Here is an 18,605-nt window from a genome sequence, read left to right as displayed (position 1 = left end):
ATCAGCGGATTCCTTCTTCGGTCGGACCGATCTGTTCGGGGTGGAAGGCGAAGCGGCGAGCCACGGCCGAAATCTTCTCGAGCGCGGAATCCAGCTGATCGCGGCCGAGCGTGGCCATCATGCTGACCCGCAGCCGCTGCTGTTCGCGTGGCACGGCCGGGAACTCGACGCCGTTCACGAACACCCCTTCGGTGTGCAGCGCCGCGACGACCTCGGCGACGGCGAGACGCTGCGGCACCAGGATCGGGATGATCGCGGTCTGCGGATCGACCGCGAAACCCATGCGGCGCAGTTCTCGCACGAAATAGTCGACATTGTCGTGCAATTGGCGGATCCGCTCCGGATGCGCGTCGATGAAATCGATGGCGGCCAGGACCGAGGCGACGACCGCGGGGGCCAGCGCTGCCGAGAACATGTACGAGCGGGCGAAGAACCGCAGCGTATCCACCAGATCTCGGGAACCGGCGACGAAGCCGCCGGTGGTGGCGAACACCTTCGAGAAGGTGCCCATGTACAGCTCGACCGATCCGGCTCCCATGCCGAAATGTTCAGCGGTGCCATGACCTTTCGGGCCTAGCACGCCGGTGCCGTGCGCATCGTCGATGGCCAGCCAGGCTCCGAACGAATCGCACAGTGCCCGAATCTGCGGCAGTGGTGCGATATCGCCGTCCATCGAGTACACGCCTTCGACGGCCACCACGATATTTGCGCCCGGATTGCGCCAGCGGATCTGCATGAGCCGGTGGCGCAGATGCCGAAGATCGTTGTGCGCGAAGGCCATCGAGCGAATCCGCCCGAGTTGGATGCCGTCGTAGAGACTGGCGTGGCTCTGCTCGTCGTAGAGCAGGATGTCGCCCTTGCGCAGCAGACCGGTCACCCAGCCCACATTGGCGGCATAGCCGGAGGAGAACACCAGCGCGGATTCGCAGCCCTTGGTCTCGGCAAGGCGCTCCTCCAGCCGCCGGTGCACCGAGGTGGTGCCGTTCAGCAGTGGCGGTCCGCCATGGCCGACACCGAATTCGCGCACCGCCCGGACGGCGGCCTCGACGATCGTCGGTTCGTTTCCGAGGCCGAGGTAGTTGTTCGATCCCAGCATGATCAGGTCGCGGACCGCGCCGCCGTCGGGATCACGGACCTGCACGACCGGACCGGCTGGTCCGGTGAGCTCGCGGAGGACGAATCCGGTGCCGCGTGCGTGCGCGACATAGGGCCGGAATTCCTCGAAGCGCTGTTCGAAGGTGTGCGCGGCGGGATCGAGGTAGTGCTCGAGGCTGAAGTTCTCGCCGTGCGCGGTCTCGTGCGGTGCGGCTGCGGTGGATGTCATGAGCTGTGTTCCTGAACGATGGTTGCGGTTCCGGCCCTGCCGTCGAGAATCAGCACATCCCCGCTGGCGACCAGCCGGGTGACGCCCGCGACGCCGACGACGGTGGGGATGCCGAGTTCACGGCCGATAATGGCGGTGTGCGAGAGCGGACTGCCCTTTTCGCTGACCAATCCACCGGCGGCCACCATCAGGAAGACCCAACCGGGGTCGGTGCTGGATGCGACGAGGATCTGACCGTCGACGACCACATCCGGCTCCGGAGTGGTCAATACCAATGCCGGAGCTTCGACCCGACCCGGCGCACACCCGATTCCGTGCAGCACGCTGCCGGAATCGGCGGGGGGACGCGGATGATCGAAGGCCGGATCATCGAGACCGACGGCCGCGATTCCCGCCGTGACAATCCGGGACGGCAGCTGCTCGGTGCGCCACCGCTCGTGATCGCTCTTGCGGGTGGCGACCGTGCGCGCGGCATCGGTATCGACCGCGGTCCCCCGGGTGAGGGCGGCGATCTCCTCGTAGGTGAGCCAGAAGATATCGCGCGGGTCCTCGAGTAGTCCGGCCGTGTGCAGCTGCCTGCCGTATTCCCGGAATACCCGTTTGACCAGGCCGAAGGAGCGGCTGCGGCCCAGCCGCATATTCTCGCGCTGCTTCACGTGCTCGCGCGCCCGGCCGAGTGCGAAGCGGAATGCCGACCGGCGCCCGAGCTTGCCACGGAACAGCTGCGCGGCGGTGCGCTCCGCCGCGCGGCGGATCTGCTTCTCCCTGGCCGCCATTTCGTCGATGTTCTGACCGCCGCGCAGATAATTGCGCAGCATCGGAACCAGGTGCTCCGGATGCTCGCCCAGCGGATCGGTTTCCAGCTTCAGCTCGTCGACGGTGCGGTCGCCGAATAAGGCGATATGCCGCAGGCAGGCGCCGCGGAAATCGGCGAATTCCGGCTGTGCCAGCGCTTTCCACAGTTCGTGCGGTTCCAGCGGTCCCTCGAACAGCTCACGCAACGCGGCATCCGCGCGGACCGTTGCGGTCAGTGTGAGCGCCGAGCGCACCGGATCGACGCTGTCGACACCCTCTTCGCCGCAGAACAACTCATTGCGCAAGGTGATGGCGGCCGTCTCGGTGAGACCTTCGCGCTCCAGCAGCAGACCCACGACGTGGAACATCTGCTGGGCCAGAAAGTCATTGAAGATCTGCACCGCGTAGGCGGGCACGAGTTCGTGCAGGCAGCGTTCCATCCACTGCAGCAGTGCCTCCGGATCGCGTTCCCGCTCCGGCGTTTCCGGGTCCAGCCGGTAGTCGAGATCGGCGGTATAGGCCTGGAGTTCGGTGAAGAATGCGCGCAACCGACCCGGCAACCGCACCCAGCCAGCAGTGATGATGGCGGCGATGCGCAGGCGAAGCAGATACACCTTCGCCCGTGCCAGCCCGCGTTTCGGCACAGCCGGGCGCTGGTAGCGGTTCTCGATATCGAGTGCCGCCTCCCAGCCTTCGATGGCGAATTCCATACCCGGAATCTGCAGGAACAGCCGGTACCAGTTGCTGATGTTGTAGTAGATGCGGCCGTGCGCGGTGCCGACCAGATAGGGGTAGAGGCTCGTGGCGTTGCGTTCGACGATGGTGCCGGTGGCGCCGAAATCCCGGTGGCAGGTGCGGAACACCTGCTCATAGGCATTCCGGAGGATCGAGAAGGTCAGTGGGCTCGACAATCCTGGATAGGACTCGGCGACATTCACATTGTCGAAAACGGTTTCGCGGGCGCCGGTCGCAGTGATCGGGCGGGCCTGGAGCAGGTACAGCACCCCATCGGCGCCGTAGGCCCATTCGATATCCTGTGGCGCGCCGAAAACGTCGGCCAATCCCGTTGCGGTGTGGACGAGTTCGACTATCTGCGCGTCGGTGAGTGCCTGATCGGTGACGGCGGCGATCTGCTCGACAACCGTCCCGGAACCCTCGTCGGCGACCACGACCCGGCTGCGCTTCTCGGCGACCGAACGGGACACGATCGTGCGCGCGGCGGCGTCGATGAAATAGGTATCGCATTCCACGGTTCCGGCGACCACACCTTCGCCGAGACCGAGGGCCGCCGAGACGACGGCCACGCCCGGGTCGCCGGTCTGCGGGTTGCAGCTGAAGACGACGCCGGAGACCGCACTGTCGATCAGCGCCTGCACCAGGACGGCGCAGTCGATATCAGTGTTGTCCAGTCCACGATGCGCACGATAGAACAGCGATCGCTCCGAGTAGGCGGAGGCCAGCACTGCCAGCACCGCCGCCGCAACGTCCGCCGGGGCGACATTCAGCAGGGAGTCGAGTTGGCCCGCGAAGGAGTCGGTCGCCGAATCCTCGCCGCCGACGGCGGAACGCACTGCCAGCCGAGCAGCGGATTGTGTTGTGCGGTCAATGATTTCGCGTACATCCGCGCTCAGTGCGGTGCTGATATCCGCCGGTATCGGCTGCGCCAGGATGATCGTGCGGATCTCCCCCGACACCGCACGCAACGATGCCGGATCGGTGTGGTCGAGCGAATCCAGCGCCGCGGCAATGGAGCCACGGATCGGTTCGAGAATGCGCGCACAGGCGGCGGTACCCAGCACGACGAACGGCGGCACCCGATGGCCCGCCGCCATGAGCCTGCCGAGATTCGCGGCCTTGGCGCCCACTCGCGCCGCCATCGACGCATCGGCGGCCAGTGCGATATCGCTGATGGTTGGTCCGGTCATTGCTCGGCCTCCTGCCTTGTTGTAGTCATCGGCGCCGCGGGCGCACGCCGGGTGAGCCGGACGAGTACCGGATCCGGGGTATTGGAGATCTCCGGGTTCTCCCGCACCCGCATTCCATTGACGAGTTCGATGTCGTAGCGGGCCAACAGCATTGCGATGCCCACCCGCACCTCGGTCAGCGCCATATGCTGGCCGACGCACAGATGGGCGCCCCACCCGAACGGGAAATAGCGGAACGGCGGGCGGGCCTTGGTCCGGTCCTTGGTGAACCGGTCCGGATCGAAAGTCAGCGGTGAATCCCAGAATTCGGGGAAGCGGTGGTTCACGAACGGGCTGATCACCACGATCGCGCCCGGTCGCAGATCGAAGCGGTCGAAGCTGTCGCGTGCGACGGCGGTGCGGCTGAACGCCCACGCGGGCGGGTGCAGTCGCATGGCCTCGTCGATCGCACGCCCGGTCAGCTCCAGTGCGGGCAGCGCCCGCTCGACGCCGTCGCCCAGCGCGAGTGCGGCATCGATCTCGTCGCGTACCCGCGCGAGCATCGCCGGGTTGTGGGCCAATTCGTAGATGCTCCACGCCATCGCACCGCCGGTGGTCTCGTGTCCGGCGAGCAGGAATGTGAGTACCTCGTGACGCAGTTGCGCGTCATCCATGGCGTGCCCGGCGTCGTCGCGGGCGGCCAGGAGCCGGGCCAGCAGGGACGTCGTTTCGGCATCGGCGTCTCGATGCCGCTGAACGACGCTGTCCACCACGCGATACAGCCGCTCGCGAACACCGCGGAAGCGGCGATTCGCCGGGGTCGGCACACTCGGCGGAATTCGGATGGGTGCTGCCATATGCCGCATCACCCACGAGACACCCTCGCGTACCTCGTCTTCGATCCGGGGCAGGATGCCGTCGATATCGGAGCCCATGACCGCGCGGCACACCACATCGGCCGCGAAGCCCATCACCTCGGGGACCAGGTCGAAGGCCGCACCCGTCACGGCGTAGGCATCGAGGCGATCGAGCATCCGCTGTCCGCATGCCGCCATGAGCGGAATCTCGGTGTCGACATGGCGGCGGGAGAACGCGGGCTTGATCAAGGCGCGCTGGCGTTTCCAGAGTTCGCCGCCGCTCGTCAGGAGTCCGGGTCCGAGCAGGTAGTTCAGACTCTGATAGCTGATGCCCTTCTCATACTTCGCCGCATTGGTGACCAGCACCTGATTGATATGCTCCGGCTCGACGAGCAGGTGCAGCTGCTGATGCACCAGGCGCAGCCGGACGCTGCCGCCGTGTGCGACGGCTTGCTCGTAGAACAGTGCGAGCGGGTCGGTGCGGTAATCCGGATACGCACCCAAGGGATGTCGCAGGGCCGGACCGCCGAGCCCGCGGGCGCGGAACTTCGGCGGCACCGTCATGCCGCGCCTCCGGCACCGACCAGATCATCCTCGACCAGGAACAGCCGCCGGGCCTCCGCGCGCTGCACCTTGCCGCTCGTCGTCTTCGGAATGCTGCGTGGCGGCACCACCCGCACCCCGGCGGGCAGCACACCGGTGCGTTTGCTCACCGCGGCCCGCACCGCTCGGCGCAGCGTATCGTGTTCGGTTGCGTCCGCTCCGGATTCGACAATGAGATGCAACTCCTCCGAAAGCCCTCCGGTATCGGTGTGACCGACGGCCGCGACCCCACCGAGGCGCACGCCCGCCACTTGCTGAGCGGCGAGCTCGAAATCAGTGGGCAGGTAGTTCGCGCCGCGGATGATGATCAGGTCCTTATGTCTGCCGGTGATGCGCAGTCGACCGTCACGGAGGTAGCCGATATCGCCGGTATCCCACCAGCCGTCGCGACACGCGGCCGCGGTCTGCTCCGGCAGCCGGAAGTAACCGGTAGTCATCGATGGGCCCCGAAATTGGATGTGGCCGACAATGTCCGGACCGCACACCACGCCCTCCTCGTCGGCGATGCGCACATCGGTACCGGGCAGTGGTGCCCCGCAGTCGACGATATGCAGCGCATCGAGGTCGCCTTCCGGAATATCCAGGGCCACACCATTTCCGGTGAGCGCCCGGCGCGATACCGAGTCGTAGGCGACCGGCGCGTGTGGTCGGTTCACGGTGACCGCCAGGGACGCCTCAGCCATGCCGTAGCACGGCACCAGAGCGTCTTTCGGTAGTCCCCATGCCGCGAACCGGTCGACAAAGCTCTGTACGGTCGGCGGATGGATCGGCTCGGCACCGCAGAACAGGAAACGCCAACTCGACAGATCGACGCCGTCGAGTTCGGCGTCGGTGACCCGGGCCGCCGCATATCCATACGCGAAATTTGGTGCCGCCGTGAATGTTCCGCGATATCGACCGACCGCGCGCAGCCAGTCCCCCGGACTGCGCAGGAACCGGCTCGGCGGCATGAGCACCGCATCGATGCCACGGAATACCGGCGTCAGGAATCCGCCGATCAGCCCCATATCGTGATGCAGCGGTAGCCAGCCAACCCAGGTGTCGCCCGCACCCATCGCGGCGGCGCGGGCGATCTGTTCGCAGTTGGCCGCCAGATTCGCGTGCGTGACCTGCACACCCTTGGGCGTTCCCGTCGAACCGGAGGTCGCCTGGATGAATGCCAGATCTCCCGGTTCGGGAAGCCGCGGCCCCAGCGTCGGCACATCCGGCGAACCGGCCGAGGCGTGCAGCACATCGCCTTCGATGGCGGCCACATCGTCCGGCAGTGCTCCCCCTGCGAGCACCGACCGCGACGCGACGACCGCCGCGGGTTCCAGATAATCGAGCAGCCGAGTGAACTTGTCCTGGAAGATATCCGCCGAACCGAATCCGCCCGGTGTCGCCACCGCGGTCGGCACCGCGCCCAGCGCCAGCGCACCGAAGAATGCCGTGACGAACTCCGGGGAGGTCGGCAGACACAGCATCACCCGATCCCCCGGCTCGACGCCCTCGGCGGCGAGTGCGGCCGCCGTCCGGCCGGCCGCGGCCGCGAGATCGTCGTGCCGCCAGGTGATTTCACTGTCGGAGCCGCCGCGCTCCGGCACGAAGATCGTCGACGGTGCCGACGCACCATGCTCGGCATTCCTCAGTAGCGCATGCACGATCGTCGGATGCCGGGGAACCAGTGCCGTCACCGGTCACCCCGCACGTATCGCACGATCTCCCCGACCGTATTCAATTGTGCCGCGGCATCTTCCGGAATGACGATGCCGAATGCCTGCTCCAGCTGAATGGTCAGCTCGATCGCGGTCGGCGAATCCAGCCCGTAGTCGATCAATTGTGCGGACGCATCGATCTCGTCCGCCGAAACCCACAGCACCTCGCCGACAATGGCGCGCACCCGCGCCTCGATCTCGGTGGCCGGGGTACCTGCCTGTGTACTCACCCGAACAACTTCCCTTCCGTCACGCAGGCGCGTACCGACTCCTCGAGATCGACACCGTCGCTGGTATCGACGCGGTGGAATCCCACTTCCGGGAAGGCCGCCGCGAGGGTCTCACGCACCCGTAGGTATCCGTCACGCAGAGCAACGAGCCGCTCTGCTGTTTCATGGGCCTCTTTTGGCCCGTCCCCCGTGCGTTGCGCGCACCGGGCCGCGGCCTGCTCCGGCGGTGCGTCCAGCCAGAGCACCGCATCGGGCAGTGTGGTGCGAAAACGGGCTGCGAAGCCGGGGACGGCCGCGGTGATGTCCCGGCGCACCAGATCCGCGATCTCCGAGAGCAGTTCCCAGATGTCCGGGGAGGTGCCCAGACGCGTGGATTCGGACCGCTGCCACGCGAGGATGTCGTCGAAGGTGCCCGGCCGATGGTGCTCCAGCACGGCCACGATTTCGGCGGCGCGGTCCTGACCGTTCCATTCCGGGCGGGCCAGCGCGACATACAGCGGCCCGTAGACCAGCAATTCGATCAGCGGATGCCGTTCGAATGCCAGCACATCCGGTGACCAGGTAGTCAGGAAGTGCCGCTCCACCGGACCGAACAATGTCATCTGCAGATACATCGCGGTGGCCTTCATTTCCAGGCTGCCGATTTCATCGCATCCGACGCTGAAGGCTCTGAGCTGCTCGGACAGATCCGTCAGCGGCACATTCCTGGTGTTGTGGAAGTCCGGGCAGGTCATCGAGGCGAATAGACCGGTGCCCGGTGCCGCTTCGCGCAGCCGCGCCATGACCGATGATTTGCCGGAGCCGTCGATGCCGACGATCGCGACGCGGCGGGTCATCGGTCGTCCTCCCGCAGTTGGGCGATAACGGCCTTCGTGATGTCGGCGGGGGTGTCGGTGCCGTCCAGGCGGATCCAGCCGAACTCCTCCGACAATGCCTCCAACGCATCGTGACTACGCCGCTGGAAGGCGAGGAAGGTCTCCTCGTCGCCGTAGCCGCTTTCGTAGTCGCTGCGCAGCTGCTTGCGCCCCAACGCATCCTGTGGGCCGACCGCGAGGTAGAAGGTGCGGTCCGGTTCCGGGAATCCTGCCGCCAACTTGCGCAGCACCACCGGATCGCCGCCGTGCGCCACCTCGGTGGCGAAGTACTTGTACCAGTAGGCATTCGCCAACAGGATGTCCGGGCCGCGTTCGGCGGCGAGGTCGACGGACAGCTGCATGGCGTGGAACAGGAAGTGCGCGCGACTCAGCGGGGACAGCAGTTCGAGGTAGCCATAGATCTCGGCGGGACTGCGCCATGGCAGCTTCGAGGAGACCTTCGGATCGAGGAATGCGTCCCAGATGGTCACGGCGGCAACGCTTTGGCCCTGCGCCTCGAATTCCGCGGCGATGCGCGCCACCTGCGTTGTCTTACCCGATCCGTCGGCACCGGCGATGCAGATCAGGCGTTTGCGTGCGATCAGTGGTTCATCCGTTCTGATGGCAGCCGGGCGTGGCTGTGCCGGGGGCGATTGCTCGGGTTCCGCGGGCCGTGGTGGCGCCACGCGTTTCGGCGGGGTGGGCTCAACGGGCTCGGTGGTCGGCCGCTCGTCCGGGACCGGGCGCGGCCGCTCCCGCATCTGCCCCGGTTCCGCGACGGCGCTGATATCGAGTGCTGATGTGTGGTCACGATTTTCGGACGGTCGCGCCGTTGGCCCGGACGGGACATCCGGCTCGAGCACGGTGATGACTCCGGCACCGCCGTCGACCCGAATGCGCTGTCCGGAGCGCATCGCCGTCGTCGCACCCGCGACATTGAGCACCGCCGGTATTCCGTACTCGCGGCCGATGACCGCCGCGTGCGAGAGCATGCCGCCCACCTCGGTCACCACTGCGGCAACCAGCCCGAGCGCGGGTGTCCAGCCCGGATCGGTGAACCGCGTCACGAGGATGTCCCCCGCGCGCAGCTGGTCGATATCGGCCAGCGAGGTGATCACCCGAGCGGTGCCCTCGGTGATGCCGGGACTGCACCCGAGTCCGGTCAGATCACCGTCGCCGATCTCGCGGATCGCGCCGACGGTGACACCGCCACCCAGCTCGTGCGGTGGCACCAGATCCCGATAGCCCGCGTAAACCGCACGGCGATACGCGATCTGGGGTGCGAGGGTCGAGATATCCACCCGCCCGGCCACGAGATCGCTGAGCTCGTGGATGGACAACTGGAAGACGTCGTCGGCGTGTTCGAGTGTGCCCGCCGCGGCCAGCCGCACCCCGGCCTCCACCACGTACGCGCGCACAATGGCGTAGCACTGCGCCGAGAACTCCCGCATGCGTTCGCGCGCGACAAGATACCGGCGCATCCGCTCGACCTGCCTATCCAATGCCTTGGCGTGCTTCACCCGCGCCAGCGGCTTTGCCCGCACCCGCGCACGCACCGCGGCGAGTTCGTCCTCGTAGCGTTTGCGCTGATCCACCAGCGTCACATCGGGATCCGCGGGCGGGGTGCGGTTTTCGAGCATGACCGCGATCATCGAGCGCACCCGCTCGGGCGCCTCCGACCAGCGGGGGCCGGTGAGATCCAGTTCCGCGTCGGCGTGGAAACCCTGCTCGTCGATGAAGGCCGCGAGCGCCTTCGCCCATTCGGGGCTGTCGAGGCCGTGCTCGCTTGCCACCCGGTGCAATTCGACAATGCCGCGCTGCAGCTGCATATGGCTGATATCGGCGAGCCCGCCCATCAGGTCGATGGCCGAGGTGCGCGCGCCGGTCGCGGCATCCACCTTGTCGAGCAGCTGCTTGAAGTCGGTCTGGACGCTGGAGTTGTGGTAAATGGTGGTGAAATAGGTGCGCTCGGTGGCGGCGTGGAAGGTGAGCAGGCAGTCCGCCAGATCCGCGACGAAGGTGGCCTCGTCGGTCCGTGGCAGTTCGCGTACCCGCTCGCGCCACACCGCGTATTTCGCGGGCCATTCCGCCGCGAACGCGTCGACCGCCGCCAGTTGATCCTGGTAGCTCTTCTGCACGGCCAGCGCCGCGGGCAGTGCCTTGGCAATGGTCTTCGCGTTCGTCGGGGTGCGATGCGGACCATCGGGCCCGTAGTCGTTGCGGACGCCGAGGTCGTCGTCGAAATGCTGTTCGTCGAAACCGGGAATGCGGAAGAAGCACTTCTTCACCGCGCTCACATTCCAGTAGGCGCGGCCGTAGTACATGGCCATCCAGTCCGGTTCCACACCGGGTTCGGCGAGCTTCAACCGCTCGAAGAACTGCTGCATCGAGTACTGGAAGGCATTGTCGTACAGCGAGAACATCATCGGCGTACAGACACGCGCCGAGACGCCGCCATCGCGTAGGTCGGCATCCGAGAACTGGTCGATATCGGTGCGCCAGGTGATCGCGGTAATGGCCCGTGCCTGTAGCAACCACAGTTTCCCGTCGCCGTCGATGGCCCATTCGATGTCCTGCGGGCGGTGACGCTGCGCCTGCACCGCGAGCATCAGGGCGGCGAGTTCAGCGGCGGCGACGGGATTCAGCTCGACATCCTCATCGCCCGCATCCCGTTCGACCACCGCGCCGTCGAACAGGCGCAGCGTGTATCGGGTCGGCGTGACATGTCCGGAGACGAGTCGTTCGCCGAGTCCCCGGCAGGCTTCGACAACCGCATGGTCCTCGATGCCGGTGAGCGCGTCGATGCTGAAACCGACACCGGCGCAACGCGCGTCGACCATGCGCTGCACCAGAACGGCGACCGGAGCACCGGCCTCGGGATAGCCGCGCCGGGCGAGGTAGGTACGCACTCGTGCGTTGTGCACCGACTCGCGGCACTGCTCGATATGTTTGCGCAAGGCCGCGACATCGGCGATATCGAGGTACGACTCGTACTGACCGGCAAAACTCGCATCGTCGAGGTCTTCGAGCACACCACTCGAACGCGCGGCAACCGGGAAACCCCCCAGCGCCCGGACCCAGCCGCTCAGGTCGTCATCGGATATCTCGGCGAGATCGAGATCGGCCGGGACGACGAAACCGGGCGGCACCTCGAATCCGGCGACGATCAGTTCGTGCAGGGTGCCTGCCTTGCCACCGGCGCGGACCGATGCGAAATCGGCCGCGCCGAGCAACATCGGGGCGGGCACGGCTGCGGTGAGAGTTTCGGACACGGTTGGAACTCCTGTCGGAAGCAGAACCGGGCGCACATCGTGACGGGCGGCCAGTTCGCGGGCGGCACGTACGCCTGCCGCGGTCAGGCCGCCGTAGGACGGACTCGCCGTGCGCGGCTCGAAACCGAGCAGAACGGTTTCGGCCATACACGCATAGACGACCCCGGCGGGCAGCCCGGTTTCGGGAAACGGTGGTGTCTGGCCGAGCGGCAGCGCCATGCGCCCGCCGGAGACCAGGGTGATATTCGGTTGCCGGGACAGCGCGGAATCCACATCGCCGGGGACCGCGAGATCGACCACGAGCACCGGATGGTCGTCGGCCAGTATTTCGGCGGTGACGACGGGCACGGCCGAATTCGTGGCGGTGAGGACGACGCGACAGGTACGCAGAGCGGTCAGGTCCGCACTGACCGTCACCACGCCGGGCAGGGCCGCGGCCACCCGCTCGAGCCGGGACGCCGATCCGGTGCGCCCGACCAGGGTGACCGAATCCGCCAGCGGTGCAAGCAGTTCCGCCATCACCGCGCCGATATTGCCCAGTGCGCCCAGGATGCCGACCCGGCGCTGCCCCGGATCGAGGCGGGCGAGTTCGGCACGGACGACCTCGTAGGCGCAGGCCGCGGTCAGCGAATTGCCGGAGGTCACCTTGACGGTGTCCTCCACGACATCGCGCGCGGCGTCGGTGACAATGGAGGTGTATCCACCGAGCCCGATTACGCTGGCGCCCAAGGCGATCGCCTGCTCAACCGCCGCCAGCACCAGATCGCGCAGCCAGGCGCGATGTCCGGCGCGCTGACATTCGATGATCTGCTCGGCCGAAATCGGCACCGCGATCAGGCATACCTCGACCGCGGCGCCGGTCGGCGAGGTGACGATCTGCCTGGTCAGTTCGAAGGGGTCAGCCACCCCGCGCAGCCGTTCGAACAGTGCGGCGAATCGGTCGTCGGACCATTCGGCCAGTTCCGGTGCGAATCTGCGCAGATCCGCGACCACGGGCAGATTGGCCAGGAATACCACTCTGGTCGGGGCGTTCCAGTCGCGGGCGACCTCATGGGTGCGTCGCCGCGCCGGCGATCGGCGTTCCGGCACCGGCCACTTCGTGGTGACCGGTGCCGCCAGGTGTGCGAGCAACCGGGCGTAGTCGCCGCGGTGCAGCAGTGCGGCGAGATCGTCGAGTGCCGCCGTCAGCCGGTCCAATTCCACGTCGGCGAGAAACGCCGAGGGCTGCAGCCGCAATGTGGTGGGCGCGGAAAGCGTTGGCAGCATGCGGATCCGGTGGACGTGCAGCAGATATCCCGTCACCACATATCCGAACAGTTCCGGATCGCAGATCTCGCGCAGCAGCGCGGATGCCGGTTCCGGTGGCGACAGTTCGATGCCCTGCAGCAGTCCCCGTCCCCGCACGGCGACGATCTCCCGGGGCCAGCGCTGCGCCACCGCGTTGAGCCGCGAGCGTAGTCGCGCGCCAATATCGGTGATGCGGATCTGGTTGTCCCGCAACAGGTCCAGCGCGGCATCGGCGACCGCGCAGGACAGATCGTCATCGGCGAAGGTCGAGGTGTGATAGCGGCCGAAGTCGGCGATCGAGTGTTGCCGGTCGACCAGCAGAGCGGAGATCTTCACCAGGCCGCCGCCCAGCGATTTCGACAGCAGGTAGTAGTCCGCGCGCACCTGCGACGGCGCCGCGGCGAGGAAGGTTCCGGTGCGACCCATACCCGACTGGATCTCGTCGAATACCAGGGCCGCGGTGTGCCGATCGGCCAACTCGCGCAATGCCTTCAGGGTCGCGGACGGAACCTCGCGGACGCCGCCCTCACCCTGGATCGGCTCGGCGAATACCGCGGCGATCGGTGAGATCCTGGTCCGGGACCGAACCGGCCGACCCGTACCGTCGACGGTGATCCGGTATATCGGCCGCAGTTCCTCGGCGAAGGCATTCGCCACCGCGTCCGGTTCCCAAGTGTCGAGCCTGCGCCGCTCCGGACCCGGCACCACCAGGTCCGCTGGCGTGTCGGCCTGCTCGGTCAGGGCGAACGCACCGGCGGTCTTGCCGTGGAAGGCACCGGTCAGCGAGACGAAAACCGCTCCGCGCCGCCGCAGTTCGTCGATCTCACGCAGTGATTCGGTGAGAATCTCGGCGACCCAGCGGCCGTCGTCGTCGGTGACATCGGATCGGTTGTCGTCCGGGGCAATCGGACGAACATCATGCAGGCCATCGCGGCGAACCCGGCGCAGGGTGCGTCGCAGTTCGGTCTCCAGATCGCCGAGGGCACGGGCATGCGCCACCGCGGCATGCCGGATCGCCGCCTCCACCGCATCGGCACCGGTGGATCCGAAGGTCACCACATACTCGCGACCACTCTCGGCGGCCACTGCCTCCGAAAGCCTTCGGGCAAGTCGCGCGGCGCCGGGCCGGATACTGCCCTGGGAGACGAACGGCGTCCGCTGATTCAGCCGTGCGGTGGCCACCTGCACCAGCGCCGGATGGTTGTGCCCGAACAGCGCCGCACCGAAACCGCCGACAAGATCCAATACGCGGGTCCCATCCGGCCGGATCAGGTAGTCACTTTCGGCGCCCGCGTACACGACGTCGAGATGACACGCACGGAGCAGCCGAGCCAATCCGGGACGGGTGTGCCGGGCGAAATCATCGAATAATTCGTCTTCGGAAACAATGGTGGAAGAATTTATTTGTTCCGAAAACAGAACATCTGCCGACACGACCTAAGCTCCGATACCCGAGTGCCGTTCGGTGGCGGACTTGGCGACCACACAGTCGATTACCTCGCGCGCCGTGTGCAGCGTCGCGGCCTCCGCATCGGAGATCTCGATTCCGAACTCACGCTCGAGCTCGATGACGAGTTCGGCCGAGCGGACCGAGTCCAAGCCATAATCCAGCAACGGCGTATTCACATCGATCGACGGCACCTGTAAACCTCTCGAAAAGAGTTCGCGTACCCGCGTAGCAACATCGTTCAACCCGGTCATCGCACGTCCTCCCGCGCGCTCGAACCTGCCGCGTCCGCGGTATGCGCAACGCGGGTACGAACCCTCGACTCCATGGCGTATGCCGTGAATCTTCGCTGTTCAAGGCGGAATTCAGCGTCAGCCGAGAATGCGATCACTTGCCCTCCGATACGGCAATCAGGACTGCCACGTCCAATATCTCGTCGATGTGCACAACTGTTGGCAACCACAGTCGTGCATGCACACATCTGTACACCGCCGATTTACGGCTGGCAATGCGAATAGCTCCGCCACAGAACCCACTCGAGCTTTCGGCAACTGTTTCGCTAATTCAATCAGAAGGTATACATACCCGTCGGATACGCCATCGAAAGTGGCCCGACGAGACCGCGTCTGAGACAATATATTCCGCGATCGGCGGTCACGGATAATTCGCCAATTCGACCAGCGGTCGACGGGACGGATCATTCGCCAATGAATTCGCTGTTCACACCCGGTTCACCGATCGGACAGCAGAGTTTCCGAACCGACCCATCGGTACTTTTGTTTTGCATTGTGCGGTAACACATTCCGCGCCGAATGCAAAGTCACGTAACGGCATTTTCACGTCATGCGGCCGGCCGGGTGTCGCGGCCGAACTTCCGGCTAACTTCTGGTCCCGATCGCGGATGTGACGGCTCTCATTACCCGCCGGTAGCCCCTCTGAAACGCTGTGACCGATCACAACCGTCCGCCCGCCGGGATAGCACACTCTCACAGAACCATGGGAACGGGTCCACACGCCTCCTCGGAAGGTTACTGTGATTGCTCCACACAGCTACATCCGTGGCCGAAAAGGAGTCGCCAATGTCCGTCGACCACTCGACCAGGCCGACCCTGACCCTCTCGGGCAAGCCGATGTCATCCCCGCTCAAGGACGTCCGTGCGCTGTCTCGGCAGATGGTCGGCCACTTCGTGGACAACGTCATCCCGTGCGCGACGATGCCGGGGGATGCCATCACCGGCGATTTCACCGCCAGCACCCGCGTCTGCCTCGAGATCGCGGTCAGCATGCTCGACGGCAAGGACATCCCGGAGAAGGTGCAGCGGCTCGAGGACCACGCCGCCGGCTGGGCCCGCGAGGGCGTGCCGATCGACACCATCTTGCATTCCATCCACGAGGGCTTCCAGATGGGCCTGGAACTGGTGGTGTCCAGCGCGACGATCAAGGACTACGACAATCTCGTCGACGGCGCCAAGATGGTCGTCGAGCTGCTCGACAAGCTCACTTCGGCGATCTCGGTGGCCTACATCCGCGAGCTGCGCGCCGTCGTCAGCGAGCATCACACCGCCGTCCACACACTCGCCTCCGCACTGCTCGGTGGGCACAGCACCTCGACCATGGCCCGCGAATGCGGCATCGCCATCGCCGAGTCGTACGACGTTCTCGCCGTTGCCATTCCACCGCATCGCGATGAGCACAATCCGATGCTCGACGGCCAGGTGGTGGCCCGGCGCAAGTTGCGGCGGCTGCAGGCCGAACTCGCCACGCAATGCGGCGCGAGCGCACTGTCGCTGCTCAGTGTGGACGGCGGTACCGTGCTGATCCCCTCGGCACAATTCGACAACGACGAGCTCGACGCGATGGTGACCAGGCTCTCGCACGCCGCGCAGGTCGGCATTACGGCGACCATGGTCGTGGCCACGCCGGAACAGATCCCGAACGCCGCGGACCAGGCGCACGAACTTCTCGACATGGTGCAGCGGTTGCAGGCGGTGGCCGGGCTCTACCGCTTCGACGAACTCGCTCTCGAATACCAGCTCACCCGGCCGGGTCCTGGCCGCGAATACCTCGGTTCACTGCTGGATCCGCTGGATGAACACCCCGAGCTGCTGGAGACCCTGCAGCGCCACATCGGCAATAACCTCAACCGCCAGCGCACCGCCAGGGTGCTGCACGTGCACACCAATACGGTCGACTACCGACTCAAGCGCATCGGACAACTCACCGGCTTCGACCCGTCACAACCATCCGGGCTCTGGTACCTGCGCTCCGCCTTGGTCGCGCGCACGTACCGCACCTGACGATGAAAATGGCCCGCCATCCCGCGGGACATTCGACTATCAGGAGGGAAGGCCGAGCCCCTCGGCCAGCACAGGCCACGAAGTCTTCAGTGCCACTTCCCAGTAACCCCACGAGTGCGTGCCCGTGGGCTGGAAGTCGTAGGCGGCCGGGATACTCAGCCGATCGAGTTCGGTGCGCAGGTTCTGGGTGCACCAGTTCACCGCGGATTCGATGACACCACCGATCACCAGCTGATCGAAGAGGCCACGGGGGCCGGGCCGCATACGCGCGGCGTTGTAGCGGTCGTACATGCCGGGAACGCCGGTTCCCGTCGAGGGATACGGCACAACGGCCGGAGAGACCGAGATCCCAACGCCCTCCGGTGAACGCGCGAACCACGTTGGCGGCAGCCCATATCGGCCGATCCTTAGGTTGGTGAACACGCGGCAACGGCTCGGCCGCGGCGAAGCAGCTGAAATCTTCGATCCGAAGCCGGGACCGTGGTATCGGGATGATCGGGGTCCGGGAGCCCATAGAGTCGTGAATTCGGCGCCCCGGCACGGGTTTTCGTCGTTTGTTGATAGTATTCCGACGTTGCTGGCCACCATGTCGGTGCCAGGTAAGGGGCGTTTGATGGAAGTGGAGGACGTCCACCATTCATATGGCAGGCGGTCGGTGCTGCGTGGCATCGATCTCGTGCTGCCCGCGGGGGCGCTGGTGGGAATCGTCGGCGAGAACGGGGTGGGCAAGTCGACGTTGTTGAAGGTTCTTTCCGGAGGGCTGCGACCGGACCGGGGGCTGGTCCGGCACAGTGGGCGGTTCGGTTACTGCCCCCAGCAGGTGGTGTTGAACGACGCGTTCACGGTTCGCCAGCACCTGGATTACTTCGCTGCGGCGTATGCGATCCCGGACTTGCGGCGGGCCGAGGAGACCATGGAGATCTTGCGTTTCTCCGACTGTGCCGGTGAGCGGGTCGCGACGCTGAGCGGTGGCACGCGACAGAAGCTCAACCTGACGCTGGCGGTGATGCACGATCCGCAGGTGCTGCTGCTCGACGAGCCGTATCAGGGTTTCGACTGGGAGACGTACCTACGCTTCTGGGATCTCGTCGCCGAGTTCCGTGACACCGGCCGGTCGGTTCTTGTTGTCTCGCATCTGGCCCACGACACCGACAAGCTGGATCAGGTGTGGCGGTTGCACGACGGGGTCCTGCACAGCAGGCAGGAGCAGGCCGGATGAACGAGAGTGTGCGGCTGTTCGTGATCGCGACGCGCTTCGGCCTCATCGAGCATGCTCGTAATCGGTTCGCCATGCTGTTGGTCGCTGCCTTCGTCCCCATATTGATCACTCTGGTGCGTGTGGCCGTCACCGATATCGAGGTGCCGTTCCGGCTGCGGAACACCGGTCTTGTTCTGCACGCCAACGGCAATGCGCTCGCCCAGATCAGCGGCGCTCTGACCGCGGTCTCACTGATCATCGGGTTCATGATGTTCGCGGCGACTTTCAGCAGCGGAGCATTCGACCGACGGCTGTCGATGGCCGGATACCCTCGGGTTGCGTTGGGGCTGGCGAAGTTTGCCTGCCTGGTGGTGGCGTCGGTGGTGGTCTGCGCTTACGCCACCGCTGTCATCTGCTGCTACTGGTCGCCTCGGCAGCCGGTCCTGCTCGCTGCGGCGATTTTCGGCGCGGCGATGACCTACGGGGCGCTGGGTGTCGCGCTCGGCGCGCTGCTGCGCCGCGAGGTGGAGGGGATGTTCGCCATCGCGATGATCGCCTGCGTCGACATGGCCGTGCAGAATCCCATCGCCAGCGCCGGGGCGGACAGCGATTTCGTGCGCTGGCTGCCCTCCTACGGGGCCATGCAGGCCGCGACCGCGGCAGGTTTCTCCGACACCACACCGTTCGCGGGCTTCGCGGTGCAACTGGCCTGGTTCACCGGGAGCGCGCTGGTCGGGTTGGTCGCTTTCCATCTGCGCACCCGCTCGTCTCTTCGACCCACGATGTGGATCCGCCTTCCCGGAACGACGAGGTCTGAACAGTCGGCGAAGTACTGAAGGGCGT

At 66.1% G+C, this 18,605-nt stretch carries 12 protein-coding genes; 3 read left to right on the top strand and 9 right to left on the bottom strand.

Going from position 1 to position 18,605, the window contains the following annotated elements:
• Position 1: 1 nt before the first annotated feature.
• The 8 genes from AB0L58_RS03230 to AB0L58_RS03195 are packed head-to-tail and all read right to left on the bottom strand — an operon-like array spanning position 2 to position 14,521.
• Positions 2 to 1,324 (bottom strand): pyridoxal phosphate-dependent aminotransferase family protein, encoded by a 1,323-nt coding sequence (locus AB0L58_RS03230; protein ID WP_364380078.1) that lies wholly within the window; start codon positions 1,322 to 1,324, stop codon positions 2 to 4.
• A complete protein-coding gene (locus AB0L58_RS03225; protein ID WP_364380075.1) occupies positions 1,321 to 4,044 on the bottom strand; it encodes a PEP/pyruvate-binding domain-containing protein in 2,724 nt (907 codons plus the stop codon). The genes AB0L58_RS03230 and AB0L58_RS03225 overlap by 4 nt, the downstream gene beginning before the upstream one ends.
• Positions 4,041 to 5,444: a cytochrome P450 gene (locus tag AB0L58_RS03220; protein ID WP_364380072.1), complete on the bottom strand. Its 1,404-nt coding sequence runs from the start codon at positions 5,442 to 5,444 to the stop codon at positions 4,041 to 4,043. The genes AB0L58_RS03225 and AB0L58_RS03220 overlap by 4 nt, the downstream gene beginning before the upstream one ends.
• On the bottom strand, positions 5,441 to 7,156 hold the full coding sequence (locus AB0L58_RS03215; protein WP_364380069.1) for a fatty acyl-AMP ligase: 1,716 nt from the start codon (positions 7,154 to 7,156) through the stop codon (positions 5,441 to 5,443). The genes AB0L58_RS03220 and AB0L58_RS03215 overlap by 4 nt, the downstream gene beginning before the upstream one ends.
• Entirely contained in the window at positions 7,153 to 7,407 is a 255-nt protein-coding gene (locus tag AB0L58_RS03210) for an acyl carrier protein (protein ID WP_364380066.1), read from the bottom strand. The genes AB0L58_RS03215 and AB0L58_RS03210 overlap by 4 nt, the downstream gene beginning before the upstream one ends.
• Complete coding sequence (locus AB0L58_RS03205; protein WP_364380063.1) at positions 7,404 to 8,243, bottom strand: hypothetical protein; 840 nt, start codon at positions 8,241 to 8,243, stop codon at positions 7,404 to 7,406. The genes AB0L58_RS03210 and AB0L58_RS03205 overlap by 4 nt, the downstream gene beginning before the upstream one ends.
• Positions 8,240 to 14,254: an aminotransferase class III-fold pyridoxal phosphate-dependent enzyme gene (locus tag AB0L58_RS03200; RefSeq protein WP_364380060.1), complete on the bottom strand. Its 6,015-nt coding sequence runs from the start codon at positions 14,252 to 14,254 to the stop codon at positions 8,240 to 8,242. Before AB0L58_RS03200 ends, AB0L58_RS03205 begins: the two co-directional genes overlap by 4 nt.
• A 3-nt stretch (positions 14,255 to 14,257) precedes the next feature.
• A complete protein-coding gene (locus AB0L58_RS03195) occupies positions 14,258 to 14,521 on the bottom strand; it encodes an acyl carrier protein (RefSeq protein WP_364380057.1) in 264 nt (87 codons plus the stop codon).
• Positions 14,522 to 15,346: 825 nt separating this feature from the next.
• Here AB0L58_RS03195 and AB0L58_RS03190 point away from each other — a divergent pair.
• Positions 15,347 to 16,564, top strand: a complete 1,218-nt coding sequence (locus AB0L58_RS03190) for a helix-turn-helix domain-containing protein (protein ID WP_364380054.1) — start codon at positions 15,347 to 15,349, stop codon at positions 16,562 to 16,564.
• 39 nt (positions 16,565 to 16,603) lie between these two features.
• On the opposite strand, the gene AB0L58_RS03185 is transcribed toward AB0L58_RS03190, so the two are convergent.
• Positions 16,604 to 16,987: a hypothetical protein gene (locus AB0L58_RS03185; protein WP_364380051.1), complete on the bottom strand. Its 384-nt coding sequence runs from the start codon at positions 16,985 to 16,987 to the stop codon at positions 16,604 to 16,606.
• Between the two features lie 190 nt (positions 16,988 to 17,177).
• Here AB0L58_RS03185 and AB0L58_RS03180 point away from each other — a divergent pair, with 190 nt between their 5' ends.
• The gene (locus tag AB0L58_RS03180) at positions 17,178 to 17,783 is read left to right on the top strand and encodes an ABC transporter ATP-binding protein (RefSeq protein ID WP_364380048.1); all 606 of its coding nucleotides are present in this window, start codon (positions 17,178 to 17,180) and stop codon (positions 17,781 to 17,783) included.
• A complete protein-coding gene (locus AB0L58_RS03175; protein WP_364380045.1) occupies positions 17,780 to 18,598 on the top strand; it encodes a hypothetical protein in 819 nt (272 codons plus the stop codon). Before AB0L58_RS03180 ends, AB0L58_RS03175 begins: the two co-directional genes overlap by 4 nt.
• Positions 18,599 to 18,605: the final 7 nt, after the last annotated feature.

The organism is Nocardia sp. NPDC052112, from assembly GCF_040680135.1.
In the GTDB taxonomy this organism is placed as follows: Bacteria; Actinomycetota; Actinomycetes; order Mycobacteriales; family Mycobacteriaceae; genus Nocardia.
The sequence above is the reverse complement of the archived record's forward strand: the minus strand, read 5'-3'. Positions and strand labels throughout refer to the sequence as shown.